Raw genomic sequence first — 13,134 nt, 5'->3', positions numbered from 1 at the left:
CATTGTGCTTCCTTCCACCTCGTAAACGAGGTCGAAGAAGGCCGTTACCCGGATGATTCGCGCCCGCGGCCTACTTGCCGGTTTTTTGAGGGGGTCGGCCTTTTTGAGCGAGGGCTGGGACGAGCTTCCTTTGGTGCAGCTCCATCTGCTTCTTCGCTTCCCTTTGGCGCCTTTCGAGATCGCCCCTGGTTGGATCGTCTTGGTCGCCGGAGTTGAGCATCAGCTCAATGCTCCAATACTCAGCCTTTGCTCGGCTAAAACCGTGCAGCGCGCTAATCAGCTCTCGCAACTTATATCCGAGGGCCATCTTATCTTCGTCATGCTCCCCGGTCGCAAACTCAAAGACCTTGTGTACGAAGCAGAAAAACGGCGAGCCGTCTGACGAGCTCGCGCTTCCTGGGTGATAGGCATCGAACACATCGAAGGCCTCCCGAATGAACCTGTTCTTCACCGGGCCGAGAAATCGGTCTTCATAATTTTGAGCACCGCCGCGGTCAGCGATCTGACCGTCGCCAAACACCTTTTGCAGCATGTCGACAACCTCGTTCATCTGATCGGCTATGCGCGAGGCTAGTCCAACGAATTCACCGGCATTTCCGTCTTCGTAGGAAGGCAGCCAGCAAGGCTCGACACCATCGTCATAAAGTTCGGAAGGCGTTCGAAGATGGAAGCGGGACCATCCCCCGAGAGAGACAATCGCCGAATTGGCTTCCCGAAGAAGATCTCGGGCTCGGCCGAGCTCGGCCACCACATCCTTGACCCTTGGTGCCTGACGAGCCCGATACAGCGCACTATTGAGGTCCTCCGCCAAGCTATGGACTTCCGCAGAGGCCAAAAGGCGTGGATCCTGTGCCGCCATCGCCTCTCGTGCATCCGCTGGCGCATGCGCCTCGAGCCGGCGTTTGAAGGGCGCCAGTAAGGCTGCTGCTCCTTCAAGTGCATGTTGCGGGCCCTTCGGCTTGATTTCTGCGTCAGGCGCTGGCGCAAAGTGATGGTTAGACATGTTCGTCCGCAGACTGGGAATCGATTCTGTAAACCTACCCCATAACGGGTGGGGTTGACCGCCGGACACCTTCCCGAATCATCTCCAAACAGTGCGGATGATCACAGGATCTCCACACATTCCTTCCGCCGACGACCGAATTGCCGAAATCGCCGAGCTTTTGGCGCTCGGCCTCAGCCGGATCCAGGCCCGAAAGGCAAGCGGATTTTCCGACCACACGGGAGATGTTTCACTCGACATCTCGCCTGACCAGAGCGGACATGCCGCGCCTTTGGAAAGGAGAACGGCAGATGGCTAGCGGCGGCGTTTTGGCGCAGATTTCGGCTCTTAAGAGCGCCCCCGTGGGCACGCTGAAGGCGCGCTGGCGCGAGCTGTTCGGCTCGGAGCCGCCTCCCTACAACCGCCGTTTCCTCGAAAGCCGGTTGGCGTACCGTATCCAGGAGCTGGCTTACGGTGGACTGTCAACCGACACCGTCCGGCGGCTGGAAGCCCTGGCGGCCGACCTGCCGGCCAAGGGCAGCAAGCCCATTCGGCACAAAAATTCTGACCGGCCCGTCAGCGGCACCCGCCTCATTCGGGAGTGGAAGGGTGTCGAGCACCGGGTGACGGTCCGCGACGCCGACTTCGAGTACCAGGGCAGGCCGTACAAATCGCTTTCTGCGGTCGCCAGAGCCATCACGGGCACGCGGTGGAATGGCTTGGTGTTCTTCGGCCTGAAGAGCCAGCGGGCGTCCGTATGAGCAAGCCGGTTATGCGCAAGCTGCGCTGCGCGGTCTACACCCGCAAGTCCAGCGAGGAAGGCCTGAACATGGAGTTCAACTCCCTGGAGGCCCAGCGAGAGGCATGCGAAGCCTACGTCGCAAGCCACAAGCAGGAAGGTTGGCTTCTCGTTCCCGATCACTATGACGACGGTGGTTTCTCTGGTGGCACGCTGGAGCGACCCGCCCTCAAGCGCTTGCTGGCCGACATCGAGGCCGGCAAGGTCGACGTCGTCGTGGTCTACAAGATCGACCGGCTATCGCGGTCACTGATGGACTTTGCCAAGCTTGTGGAAGCGTTCGACCGACGCACCGTTACCTTTGTCTCTGTCACGCAGGCCTTCAACACCACGACGTCTATGGGGCGCCTGACGCTCAACATCTTGCTGTCCTTTGCCCAGTTCGAGCGCGAGGTCACCGGCGAGCGCATTCGCGACAAGTTCGCGGCGTCTCGCAAGAAGGGCATGTGGATGGGCGGTTGGGCCCCATTCGGCTACGAGGTCAAAAATCGGAAACTGGTGATCAATGACCAGAATGCGGAGACTGTCCGGTGGATCTTCCGCAGGTTTGTGACCTTAGGCTCAGCCACCCTCCTCGCCCGAGAGCTCAAGCAGAAGGACGTCCGCAATCGCTATGGCCAGGCCATCGATAAGAGCGTGCTTTACAAGATGCTCAACAACCGGACCTACATTGGAGATGCCGTACACAAGGGTACCGCGTATCCCGGCGAGCACGATGCGATCATCGAACGCAAGCTTTGGGACCAGGTGCACTCCATTCTTCAGGAAAGCCCTCGTAAGCGTGCCGCAAAGCACCGGGCGCAGACCCCTGCCCTGCTCAAGGGCCTGATTTTCGATGGCGCGGGCGTGGCGATGTCCCCAACGCATACTCGGCGCCGAGGAAAGCTATACCGCTACTACGTCAGCCAGCAGACCATCAAAGGCGCGGCTGCATCCGGCGCGGCCTTCCGCGTCCCGGCAGGCGAGATCGAGGACATCGTTGTCGACCAAGTCCGGCGCGTACTCGCGTCGCCCGAGTTGATTGTCGCGACCTGGAAGCAAATGCGCATCCACATGCCCGGGGCCACTGAGGGATGGGTCCGCGACGCCCTCGTCGATTTTGACCAGGTGTGGGGCGAGTTATTCCCTGCCGAACAATCCCGCATCCTCCAGCTTATTGCAGCTAAGGTGGTCGTCGACACTGCAAAGGTTGATGTGCACCTTCGGGTGGACGGCTTCGCCTCGCTGATCGCGGATCTCAAGGGCAACGGGTCTATTGCGGAGGCGGCGTGACAACCATATCCAAACCGAATGCGCGGCTCAGCCGCGATGGACGCGAGCTAGTCGTTAGCATTCCGGTTGATTTCCGGCAGAGCGGCGGACGGAAGCAAATTGTAGTTCCAGCCGGTGTAGAGGCTTGGACCTCACCTCGATTGCGACCGAGCAACAGCCTGATTACTGCTCTCGCGAAAGCGCACCGATGGCGGCGACTCATCGAGACTGGATGCTATGCTTCCGCAGCAGAACTTTCCAAGCGCGAAGCTGTCAACGAGTCCTACGTCTGCCGAGTGCTCCGCCTTACCTTACTCGCTCCGGATCTAGTCCAGTCCATATTGGACGGTCGACAAAGCAAAACACTTGAGCTGAAATCGTTGCTGACGCCATTCCCTGGGGACTGGGCGGCGCAGCGCACTCATTTCGGTCAATGAAGTAATTAAAGAAAGCTCGCCCGATATTGCGGCCGGCATGCGGGTTGGGCGTCTAACTCAAGAAGAGATTGTTATGCCAGTCTACTTCGACTGCATAGCTTGTAGGTGAGGATTGTGCGCGGAACAATTTGAGAGGCCGCTGACGTTTTGCGAGAATCGCCTTCAATCTTTCAAGGTGATCTTGTGGAAATCGAGGGCCTACAATTATTGAAACAAGCTCCCGATCCTGGAAGGAAATCTCGGAAATTCCTCCTTGCTTGATGATCCTTTGCTCCTCTTCATAAGCCCATTCCATGGACTTTGTTAAAAAGCAGCGCTGTTCGAACGATAGCCACCTTAGAGTGAAGCCACCACCTGACTGAAATGTACTTATGTGGTCCATCATCTCGCTCAGCAAAATAATCGGACGCTGTAGTGAATAGCGAACCGGCCGCGCCAGCTTGAATCCGCTGTTGTGGGAAGGCCGGGTAACGAAATGGTATGCGAGCCCTTTGTAACTATCCCCGTAGTGGCTCCACTGAAGCTCTGATGATATCCGCCGAGTGAATGATGCGATGTGACATATTTCATTCCGCTGCTTGAAGAGGGAGTGGATAAGAGACGTGGCCCGCTCTTCCAGTTCTTTCTTTGATACGCGCTGCCCTTGCTCGTTGACCACCTTCTCTAAATCGAAAATTTGGCCTTGTTGACGCAGCATTTCCTCTGCGAAGCCGAAGATATCTGACGTCACTACGTCGTTGACTATGACAGGATTGGTGTCAAAGGGATCGTTCAGCGTCGTGGCTCGCGACAACGGGAGGGTATCGGTTAACAAGGTTTTTTCGATGAATTCCCACGCATTGCCTCGTATTCCCACATACCTAAAGAGGGAGGTGTTCGCTTGTGGGAACAAGCCCGTGTTCGTTGCCGCGAAAAGAGCGGCGTCCCGTACTGCTTCGTTATCGGCGTTGTCGATCATGACCACTAGTTCTCAGGCAGGTTATTCTGTTTACGTGTTGAAGCGGGCATGCTTGACGCCACGCACGTAACCTTACGAGACTTGCGCTTCTTCGAATTCGTTTTCGGTCAGCAGCGACTTACCGCCTCGCGAGCGTCACCGCCATAGCCCGATCGACAGCAGACTCTAAAGTCGTCGCGTCCGAAAGCGGAGGCCGCGCGGAGGTGTGGGGCTTTGGATTACTCATATTGATCAGCTGGCATGTGCTCAGTATGTTCTTAACAAGTCAAGATTGCAACGCGCGAAGAGCGAGCCCAATCAATGGGGGAGATAAACTGGACCCGTGAGGCGCCTGGCATAGATAGCTGGAGGGCTGAATCGGCAGACGAATTTGTTGCAGCGATACGACGGTCGAATTCAGTCTGGTGGGATAATGGCCACTGCCCGTGGGTGTATCGAGGACACGCCGAATCAGCCTGGAAGCTATTACCTTCCGCGTGGCGTCCTAATGCGGTCATCTCTGCGGCAAGGCGTGAGGCTCAGAAGAGATTCGAGGCATCCAATCCAGCGCAACAGCTCATATGGAGTTGGCCCCCCACTAACTATCTGACCGGCCCCGCGGTGTTCGGGCCGAACGACACGGAGTTGGCGAAGCAGCTTGCGATCTCTACAACTTCTGAACTGCTACCCATTTGGGACTTTGGGCTAGGGTGCAATGATCTTGGGTTGTCAATTCCGCTGTTGAATTTGCCGCCTGAACCGGCGGTCTCTCCGAACTGGCTTTGGTTTGCGCATTTTCCTCTCTTAGGCGACGAGTTTTCGATTTACTCCGATCTTCCCCCGATGATTGCTTTGGCCCAGCATCACGGCATTCCAACTCGATATCTTGATTGGACTGCAAACCCTATGGCGGCTGCATTTTTCTCGGTCGAGCATCTTTTCTCACCTAAGACAAACGAGAGCATCGTATTTTGGGCTTTGCACCGTGAAAAAGCTTCGCGGGTGAGCGTTGCTGGAATGCAATTTCCTAACGGACCTCACGGGGCTCCGCGGCTCGACCCAACGTTATCGGTAGTGAAGCCGCCGGCCGGCGACAACGAATATCTTACGGCCCAGTCAGGTCTTTTCACCACACTGGCGCATTCGGGAATTCACTTTATGCAGAACGATGGGACGCGATTTCCGGTGGAGGACTTTGTAGTCCAATCTAATGCGACTGATGTTATTCTCCGAAAGATCGCCATGTCTCACGAGCACGTAGGCGGGCTGAAAGAAATATTAGAACGCGAGCAGATGTCTCGCGCCGCGCTGATGCCCACTCGGGACAATATCGCGGCAGACGTACTCCGTCGATGGCAATCGAGAAGCGACAACTAATTGCGAGATTGTCCAGTATTGTGGATTCTGGTCCGAGTTTTCGCTATGTAGTTCGTGATGAAGGCGGCCGCCGTGCGAGCGACACGGACAGGTCAGCGTTATTGATGGGGACACGCTCGGCACCCACCGCACCCGCATTCGCCTTTATGGCATTGATAGAAGATAAAGCTTGCAGCTCTGCCGGCGCGAGTACAGTTTGCCGTATCGTGGTGGGGGGCAAAGACAGGTGACAGGTTGTAGCGAGAAGGCCGGTTATGGAAAACGGAGTCGCAGAGATTTCGAATGACTGGTCTAAATCCTAAGTCGACTGCTGTTTTTGGCGATCTTGGCTGCCAAGAGAGAAAGGAATTCTCCTGCTTTTCCGACGATAAAAACGCTCTGAGTTCAATGGGTCTCATGGTCCGTTACACCCTCTGAAGTGCAGAGGTTTGGAGAAATCAGCGCACTTGGAGAAGGTGTGAGGGATAAACCTGATTGGCAGAGTACGGTTCAGCGTAAAAAAGCGCTGGAAACACGCGCCATCGGGTACTTAGGCTAGAAATAGGGAGGATGTTCAAAAAAGGAACTGGCGGAGGGAGGGAATCTCGAAAGAAAGTTGCTCGACTGCTGCGGCTCAGGTTCTCTCGCTAGGAAAAGAAAGCCGATCTAACCGCTTCTCGGTTCAAGAGAATTCGCTACGGCTTTTGCTGATGCCGGACCGTGGGCGTGCCGAGTGGCGAGGTGTTCTGCACAGGCTCTGAGGAAGACGTGGACAAACCCAGCCCTGTCGGTTGCGAATCCCTGCCCCGTGCTAACCGCCTGGAACGATCAACTGGGCGGATTGATTCGTCCCGGCAGGAGCGATCTCGATGCTGATGACGAAGCAAAGGCGGCCCGCCATCCGAACGTTGCATGGATGGGCACTCAGCTTGCTGCAGGAGGCCGGCGCTATCCACGAATGCCAGGAGCATGGCTGGGCAAAGGACCGAGCTGACCCCTACGCCCGCGAGCACGCCATCGATCTCGCCCGTCAGGATCCGCCCGCCGGCATCACCAGCGACGAAGCAGCTGCGGAGATACGCGACGTCTTGGATTCGATCGGAGACACATGTCCGGAATGTCCGGACAACGATTGATGAGGCGGGGATGATTGCTGTATCGGTTCGACATGGATGGGACGTTCATTCTGACAGCCGAGTTGAATCGTGTCAGTTTCGCCTGGCTGAACGGACTGCGGTGTAAGCATTTCCCTCCGGAGCGCAACCCGCTGCCAGCAGACCGGCCCCCGTTCGCCTAGCCCTTTTGGCTCCGTCTACGGCACGATGCGCGGCGACTTCGGCTTCCCGATCTTTCGACGCCTTGGCGGGCCCCGGACTGCACGCCTGGCGGACATCAGCCGCTTCGTCAGCGTAGAGCGGCGTCACCGGATGCTTCACGCTCAAGCCGACTTCCGCCTCGCACCTGCCGCCGGCTTCTTCGCCGGCGCTTCCTTCGCAGGCTTCTTGCCGGCGATAGACATCAGCATTTCCTTCTGTCCGGCTGGCGCCTTCTTCGGCTTCTTGGCGGGTTTTGCTTCCTTCGCCGGCGCAGCTTTCCGACCGACGCTCTGTCGCAGCGCCTCCATCAAGTCGACCACGTTCTCGCCCTTGGGCCTTTCCTTAGGCCGTATGACGTTGCCGGAGCGCTTCTGGTTGATGAGGTCGATCAGCGCGGTTTCGTAATGGTCCTCGAACTTCTCCGGATCGAACCGCCCCGCCTTCTGGTTCACGATGTGCTTGGCGAGATCCAGCATGTCTTTGGTGACCCTCACGTCCTGGATCTCATCGAAATATTCCTGCTCGCTGCGAACCTCGTAGGGGTAGCGCAGAAGCGTACCGACCAGACCCTTATCCATCGGCTCGAGCGCGATGATGTGCTCGCGGTTCGTCAGCACCACCCGACCGATCGCGACCTTGTCCATCTCCCGGATGGTCTCGCGGATCACCGCGAACGCGTCGTGTCCGACCTTCCCGTCTGGGCGAATGTAGTAAGGGCGGATCAGGTAACGGGGGTCGATGTCCGACCTGTCAACAAACTCGTCGATCTCGATGGTCCGTGTGGACTCCAGCGCAATTTCTTCGAGTTCCTCTTTTGAGATCTCTATGTATTGCCCTTTCTCCAGCTCATAACCTTTGACTATGTCCTCGTTCGGCACCTCGTCGCCGGTGTCAGCGTCGACCTTCAAGTACTTAATACGATGGCCCGTGGCCCGGTTCAGCTGGTTAAAGGCGACCTTCTCGCTCTCCGACGTCGCCGGGTAGAGCGCTACGGGACAGGTGACCAGGGACAGGCGCAGGAAGCCTTTCCAGTTGGCGCGGGGGGCCATTGACGCGGAACTCCGTTTGGTTGGCTCCGATTCAAGACGAACGGGCCGCCCGAGTTCCGACAGCGTCAGAATGAAAATCTATCGCGCTCTACTATCTCTTAGGTGCAGGAAGGGCCGAAATATGCCCCGCCGCCCTCGCTAGTCTGGCACAAATCTGAACTGATATGTTCCGTGCTCGCGGGGATCCGGGCTGCGTTCCGCCATCCGGTAACCCTCATGGGCCCTGATGAAAGCTTGCTCGGGAATCCAGGTCCGCTCGTATCTCACGAGCTTCTCCGCGAGCGAGGGTGCCTGTCCCGGCCCATTGTCGCTCAAGTAGGAGGTCTGAACTTCTCGCCTGCCTTCTCCCTCGCTGATCGGGACGCGATGCCAAATCAGCTTCGCCGGGGCGACTGCGCAGAGTGATCGGATGGTCCTGACAGGATTGGGCACGTACTGAATTGCGCCATTCGAATGAATCAGATCGACATTTCCGAGCCAATCGGCCGCCTCCTCGATCCGCTCGAAAAACCTCAACCTGTCGGTCGCAAGCTCCATCGCGCGCCTTACCATGGCAGGCGTCTCAACGACGGCCCATCGAATGTCAGGCGATTGCTGGCGGGCGGTCTTGTAGTGAACGCCGGCGCCACCTCCGAAATCGAGTACTGTTGTTAAATCTGCGACCAACGGCCAGTTGGCCTGCCCCTGATAAGCAGCTGTCTTACGACAGATGGTGTCGACCAACTCCTCGTTTTCATAGCCTTCGATCGCGTCGCGCGGCGGAAAGAGCCGCCTTCGGAGCCTCTGAGTGAAACTCATGGTCGTCCCGGTACTTCGTAGGATTCCGGTTGACACAATCAGAAACATTCAGAAATGTACAGCCAGAAGGCGAAGTCTTTTCTTGATCAACTCGCGCGGCAGCCCACGAACGACCGGGTCACATGTTGCGGGCCTCTTCATTTGCAGGTGTTGGCAATGGGCGTTCTGCATACGATCGAGCACAGCCTCGTCAGACCGGCGCTACGTCGAATAAGGCCTGCGAAGCGGGTCGACTTGGGTGGGGTCACGGTCGAATACAAGAGCGAGCTCGATGGAGGCGGCCTCGAGTTCGGCCAAGACTTCATTCCGTTTCTGCGCTCCCGTGGAATGCCTAAACAGCCTCGCCTCTTCGAGTGGTGCGCCGGACCAGCGTTTATTGGCTTTTCCATGTTAGGCCACGGCTTGTGCGAAACGCTGTGCCTGGCCGACATTAATCCGGCGGCGGTGACCCGCTGCAAGAATACGGTCAGGCTGAATCATCTTGAGGACCGGGTCTCAGTTTACGAGTCCAACAATCTTCGGAGCATACCCAGGAGCGAGCGGTGGAATTTGGTGGTGAGCAATCCGCCCCACTTCATCGACCAGTACGAAGGTGATATCCGCGCGCACGACCCTGATTGGGAGATCCATCGCGAGTTCTTCAACACGATACATCCCTACTTGGCCGACAATGGAGTTATCGTGCTTCAAGAGAACAATCGCGGTTCGACCGTGGAAACTTTCCGCGAGATGATCGACGCAGCCGGCCTCGAGATCGTGTTTACTCACGGCGACCACAAAGAGCTTACGCGCGAGAGCGTTTTCTATTTCATCGGCATCGTGAAGAAAGGCGCCGACGCTCCCGCCTGGGCGTCTCAGCAAGATAAATAGATCGTAGTCCGTTACGTACAGGCTGTCCCAGCTAGCGGCTAAGTCGGCGCTTCAACGCGCGGATCAAGTCGGTCGAGCGCCTGAACCTGTTCCGAAATCGTTTTCTCACGACCGCCTCTGTCATTATCAGCGGTCGCTCGGGCATGCGGTCTCTCGTCGTCAGGATGTAGTCGAGTGGTACTTTGTTCTGCTCATCCAACCTGACCAAAACGGCGATACCCGGATGCTGCTTGGCGCTACGCCGTAGCGTCCAGACGCGACAGTGCCGCTGAGGGTGCTCCCAGCATCGAATGACGCGCAATGATATGAAGGACCCATCCTTCAGGGCCAAGCAGCCTCCCGTTCGTTCCGCAATGAGCTGGGAGTCCGCCCCGCGCACCCTAGCACCAATCCCGACGGCGAGTTGTTGGACCAGGCTCAGGCACTCGCCACGCGTGTCGATGTAACTATAGTCTCCCGGCGGAGCGAAACCAATCAGCTCATAGGCTTTGCGGAGGCTGCCGAACCGGCGTTCATATATGGATGCGCAGGGCATCCCTTTCGCCCGGTTGATCGCATCGGCGGACAGAGTTCCTAGCCGGAGCTGTAAGACGCGCAACTTCTTAAGCAACAAATCGGACGACAAATGCTGTCGCACCCGACGCTCGATAATCCTCTGGGCGTCATCGAAAACGTTGCGAGGTACAATTTGCTCAAGGGCGCCCTCTTTGCGGATCCACTTGGCCTTGCCGTTGATAACGCGACGTTGCCGCAGGTAGCTCGATGTCCGGTAATAGACGGTGTTGCCAATGTAGTTTTCGTTGCGAAGGATGCGGCCGATCATCTGGAGATTCCACGGGACGCCGCAATGGTTGACTGCGCCCCTAGCATTCAACTCGCGGGCGATGTCGGTTTCGCCTTTCCCGCGAACGAAGCTTTCGAATATCCACCGCACGATCGCGATTTCATCGGGAGACCCCGCCCGGAGCAACACTCTGTCGGTGTGCAATGCCTTCTGCTCGCCACTCTGGAGAAAGCCCCTCGAATTGCCCGTTGCGTCGATCAGTTCTCTGAGAGCTGGCCCCGCAAATTCGGACAGTAGCTTGAGTGGATTTTCTGCCTGACAGCGGCGAGGATTCTTGCTGCGAATCAGGAGCGAAGATGACGAAGAAGAGCCGCCGGACGCATTCTCCGGCATTCAAGGCGAAGGTTGCTTTGGCTGCGGTCAAAGGAGACAAGACACTGGCGGAGCTGGCGCAACTGTTTGATGTTCATCCGAACCAGATCACGATCTGGAAAAACCAGCTCCTGGAAGGCGCCGCCGGCGTGTTTGGGCATGACAAGACATCGGCCGAGACGCCGGTCGATTTGAAGGCGTTGCATGCCAAGATCGGCGAGCTGGCGTTGGAAAACGATTTTTTGTCCGGCGCGCTCACCAAGGCGGGCCTGCTGAGCGCAAAGCGATGATCGACCGCGGTCATGATCTTTCTATCGTGCGCCAGGCGAAGGTCCTGAAGCTGGCTCGCAGCACGGTCTACTATGAACCTCGGCCAGTTTCGGCCGAGGACCTTGCCTTGATGCGTCGGCTCGATGAGCTGCATCTCGATTATCCCTTCGCGGGAGCGCGTATGCTGCGATCGTTGCTGCGGCGGGAGGGGGTATACGCCGGTCGCCGCCACATCGCGACGCTGATGAAGCGCATGGGGATCGAGGCGGTCTATCGTCGCCCGAACACGAGCAAGCCGGCTCCGGGTCACAAGATCTACCCGTACCTGTTGCGCGGATTGAAGATCGAGCGGCCCGACCATGCGTGGGCAATGGACATCACCTACATTCCGATGCGGCGTGGCTTCGTCTATCTCGCGGCGGTCGTCGATGTGTTCAGCCGACGGGTCCTGGCCCATCGCGTCTCGATCACAATGGAGGCGGCCTTCTGCGTCGAAGCGGTCCAGGAGGCGTTGGCGAAGCACGGCAGGCCCGCGATTTTCAACACGGACCAGGGCAGCCAGTTCACCAGCCTCGAGTTCACCGATGTGCTGCTGGACGCGAAGATCGCCATCAGCATGGATGGCAAGGGCGCCTGGCGCGACAACGTGTTTGTCGAGCGGCTCTGGCGCACGGTCAAATACGAAGAAGTTTATCTCCGCGCCTACGACAGCGTGTCCGAGGCGCGAGCGTCAATTGCCAAGTATCTGGCCTTCTACAATCAGGGACGCCCTCACTCGAGCCTTGACGGGCGCACGCCCGACGAGGCTTACTTCGGCACGCAAGCTATGGTGATGGCCGCATGACCGTCGCCGACGATTTTGTCGTCGCTCTGGTCGGGCTACGCCCTCCCGACGCAACGACAAAATCGTAAAGCCCCGCGTTCAGCATAACCCGGCAGGAATCCACTTAAATCCAGCGGGGCGCTGTCCAAACAACCGGGGCCAGCTCTCTGCGCAGTGCAAAACCGGGCCGTCCGCCCACTCGATAGCCAAGTCCAACGATCCGGCAATGTCCTGCAAAGACCTTTGCCGACTTGTCGCGGCTGTCTTCGGCCGCCATCAAGCGCTTCATGCTTTTCCACAGGCCGGACATCGGGCTTCCATCGTTCTCGAAGATTTCAGCGCAATAGATCACCTTTACGCCAGCCAACTTGCAGATAAACTCATAGTACGCGCTTTCATCCGTGTCCTGAAACCGGCCCCAGCGGCTAACGTCCCGCACGAGGATGCTGGCGAAGTCCGCGGCTCCCGATTGCACGTCATTGAGCAGATCGATAAGTCCCTTGCGGTTGTTGATTCTCAGTCCGCTAATGCCCTCATCGATATACGTGCGCACGATCTCGAGCCGATGCTCAGCCGCGTAGCTTGCGATCAAAGCCATTTGATTTGCGATCGAATATAGTTGTCGATCCGTCGACATCCGGATGTATTGCGCCGCCCGCGGTTCATTTTCGCGTCGTCGTAACATCCTGGCATTCTGGACAGTGAGTGCAGTTCCCATGGAACGCCCCTACCGTTGGCCAGGTCCAGCCTAACCTAGCCAACCTGAAAACCAAGATGAACTGTGCTTCCCGACCCAGTTCAGTGCGAGCGAACCCACCACCGACGCCAAGGCAGACCAGAGCCAGGACCTCCGGCGCGCAGCACTGATCGAGCGCAGATACAGAAACGCACCGAGCACGGTCCCGTAGTTCCTGCGGAAATCTCCATTCAGCTTCGCGATTTTAGCTAGTTCGGAAGAGGCCTCGATTTCGCCGCCCATTACGCTGGTCCTCTCTTGATTAGAGCCAGCGCCCTACAAACTCCTGTTTTGCCCGACGGAGCAAACGAAATTCGGTATATCAAAAATATTTTGGATTTGACGTTCTAAGCA

General features: G+C 57.6%; 12 protein-coding genes. 6 read left to right on the top strand and 6 right to left on the bottom strand.

The genetic code is table 11. From position 1 onward, the window contains the following. Window positions 1-70: 70 nt before the first annotated feature. Window positions 71-1,003, bottom strand: a complete 933-nt coding sequence (locus CIT37_RS03130) for a hypothetical protein (protein ID WP_152036319.1) — start codon at window positions 1,001-1,003, stop codon at window positions 71-73. Window positions 1,004-1,293: 290 nt separating this feature from the next. Between CIT37_RS03130 and CIT37_RS03125 the strand changes: the two genes are divergently transcribed. Then, entirely contained in the window at window positions 1,294-1,743 is a 450-nt protein-coding gene (locus CIT37_RS03125) for a DUF2924 domain-containing protein (RefSeq protein WP_095424531.1), read from the top strand. Further along, on the top strand, window positions 1,740-3,053 hold the full coding sequence (locus CIT37_RS03120) for a recombinase family protein (protein ID WP_095424496.1): 1,314 nt from the start codon (window positions 1,740-1,742) through the stop codon (window positions 3,051-3,053). The genes CIT37_RS03125 and CIT37_RS03120 overlap by 4 nt, the downstream gene beginning before the upstream one ends. 468 nt (window positions 3,054-3,521) lie before the next feature. Here CIT37_RS03120 and CIT37_RS03115 read toward each other — a convergent pair whose 3' ends face one another. Then, on the bottom strand, window positions 3,522-4,427 hold the full coding sequence (locus tag CIT37_RS03115) for a DUF2971 domain-containing protein (protein ID WP_095424494.1): 906 nt from the start codon (window positions 4,425-4,427) through the stop codon (window positions 3,522-3,524). Window positions 4,428-5,051: 624 nt separating this feature from the next. Here CIT37_RS03115 and CIT37_RS03110 point away from each other — a divergent pair. Continuing rightward, window positions 5,052-5,783 carry an FRG domain-containing protein gene (locus tag CIT37_RS03110; protein WP_161966322.1) on the top strand — a complete coding sequence of 244 codons (732 nt, stop codon included), beginning with the start codon at window positions 5,052-5,054 and terminating at the stop codon, window positions 5,781-5,783. 848 nt (window positions 5,784-6,631) lie between these two features. Then, window positions 6,632-6,898 carry a hypothetical protein gene (locus CIT37_RS03105; RefSeq protein WP_095424492.1) on the top strand — a complete coding sequence of 89 codons (267 nt, stop codon included), beginning with the start codon at window positions 6,632-6,634 and terminating at the stop codon, window positions 6,896-6,898. A 302-nt stretch (window positions 6,899-7,200) separates the two neighbouring features. On the opposite strand, the gene ku is transcribed toward CIT37_RS03105, so the two are convergent. After that, on the bottom strand, window positions 7,201-8,127 hold the full coding sequence (ku, locus tag CIT37_RS03100) for a non-homologous end joining protein Ku (protein WP_095424491.1): 927 nt from the start codon (window positions 8,125-8,127) through the stop codon (window positions 7,201-7,203). Between the two features lie 138 nt (window positions 8,128-8,265). After that, entirely contained in the window at window positions 8,266-8,925 is a 660-nt protein-coding gene (locus CIT37_RS03095) for a class I SAM-dependent methyltransferase (protein ID WP_152036318.1), read from the bottom strand. 54 nt (window positions 8,926-8,979) lie between these two features. On the opposite strand from CIT37_RS03095, the gene CIT37_RS03090 reads away from it, so the two are divergent. Continuing rightward, complete coding sequence (locus CIT37_RS03090; protein WP_095424489.1) at window positions 8,980-9,795, top strand: methyltransferase; 816 nt, start codon at window positions 8,980-8,982, stop codon at window positions 9,793-9,795. 31 nt (window positions 9,796-9,826) lie between these two features. Here the strand turns inward: CIT37_RS03090 and CIT37_RS03085 are convergent, their stop codons facing one another. After that, a complete protein-coding gene (locus CIT37_RS03085; protein ID WP_244611393.1) occupies window positions 9,827-10,783 on the bottom strand; it encodes a recombinase family protein in 957 nt (318 codons plus the stop codon). 152 nt (window positions 10,784-10,935) lie between these two features. On the opposite strand from CIT37_RS03085, the gene CIT37_RS03080 reads away from it, so the two are divergent. Continuing rightward, a protein-coding gene (locus CIT37_RS03080) for an IS3-like element ISRj2 family transposase (protein ID WP_109866565.1) occupies window positions 10,936-12,065 on the top strand; the annotation gives its coding sequence in 2 pieces (ribosomal slippage) (window positions 10,936-11,188 and window positions 11,188-12,065; 1,131 coding nt in all). 103 nt (window positions 12,066-12,168) lie between these two features. Here the strand turns inward: CIT37_RS03080 and CIT37_RS03075 are convergent. Next, window positions 12,169-12,762, bottom strand: coding sequence for a recombinase family protein (locus CIT37_RS03075; RefSeq protein WP_095425412.1), 594 nt, complete (start codon window positions 12,760-12,762; stop codon window positions 12,169-12,171). Window positions 12,763-13,134: the final 372 nt, after the last annotated feature.

This window comes from Bradyrhizobium ottawaense, assembly GCF_002278135.3.
Classification (GTDB): Bacteria; Pseudomonadota; Alphaproteobacteria; order Rhizobiales; family Xanthobacteraceae; genus Bradyrhizobium; species Bradyrhizobium ottawaense.
The sequence above is the reverse complement of the archived record's forward strand: the minus strand, read 5'-3'. Positions and strand labels throughout refer to the sequence as shown.

Bases quoted from the DNA above. Each gene is read 5' to 3' on its own strand.
- CIT37_RS03075 (WP_095425412.1), bottom strand. From the start codon at position 12,762: ATGGGAACTGCACTCACTGTCCAGAATGCCAGGATGTTACGACGACGC.
- ku (WP_095424491.1), bottom strand. From the start codon at position 8,127: ATGGCCCCCCGCGCCAACTGGAAAGGCTTCCTGCGCCTGTCCCTGGTC.
- CIT37_RS03105 (WP_095424492.1), top strand. From the start codon at position 6,632: ATGCTGATGACGAAGCAAAGGCGGCCCGCCATCCGAACGTTGCATGGA.
- CIT37_RS03090 (WP_095424489.1), top strand. From the start codon at position 8,980: ATGTACAGCCAGAAGGCGAAGTCTTTTCTTGATCAACTCGCGCGGCAG.
- CIT37_RS03120 (WP_095424496.1), top strand. From the start codon at position 1,740: ATGAGCAAGCCGGTTATGCGCAAGCTGCGCTGCGCGGTCTACACCCGC.
- CIT37_RS03125 (WP_095424531.1), top strand. From the start codon at position 1,294: ATGGCTAGCGGCGGCGTTTTGGCGCAGATTTCGGCTCTTAAGAGCGCC.
- CIT37_RS03095 (WP_152036318.1), bottom strand. From the start codon at position 8,925: ATGAGTTTCACTCAGAGGCTCCGAAGGCGGCTCTTTCCGCCGCGCGAC.
- CIT37_RS03115 (WP_095424494.1), bottom strand. From the start codon at position 4,427: ATGATCGACAACGCCGATAACGAAGCAGTACGGGACGCCGCTCTTTTC.
- CIT37_RS03130 (WP_152036319.1), bottom strand. From the start codon at position 1,003: ATGTCTAACCATCACTTTGCGCCAGCGCCTGACGCAGAAATCAAGCCG.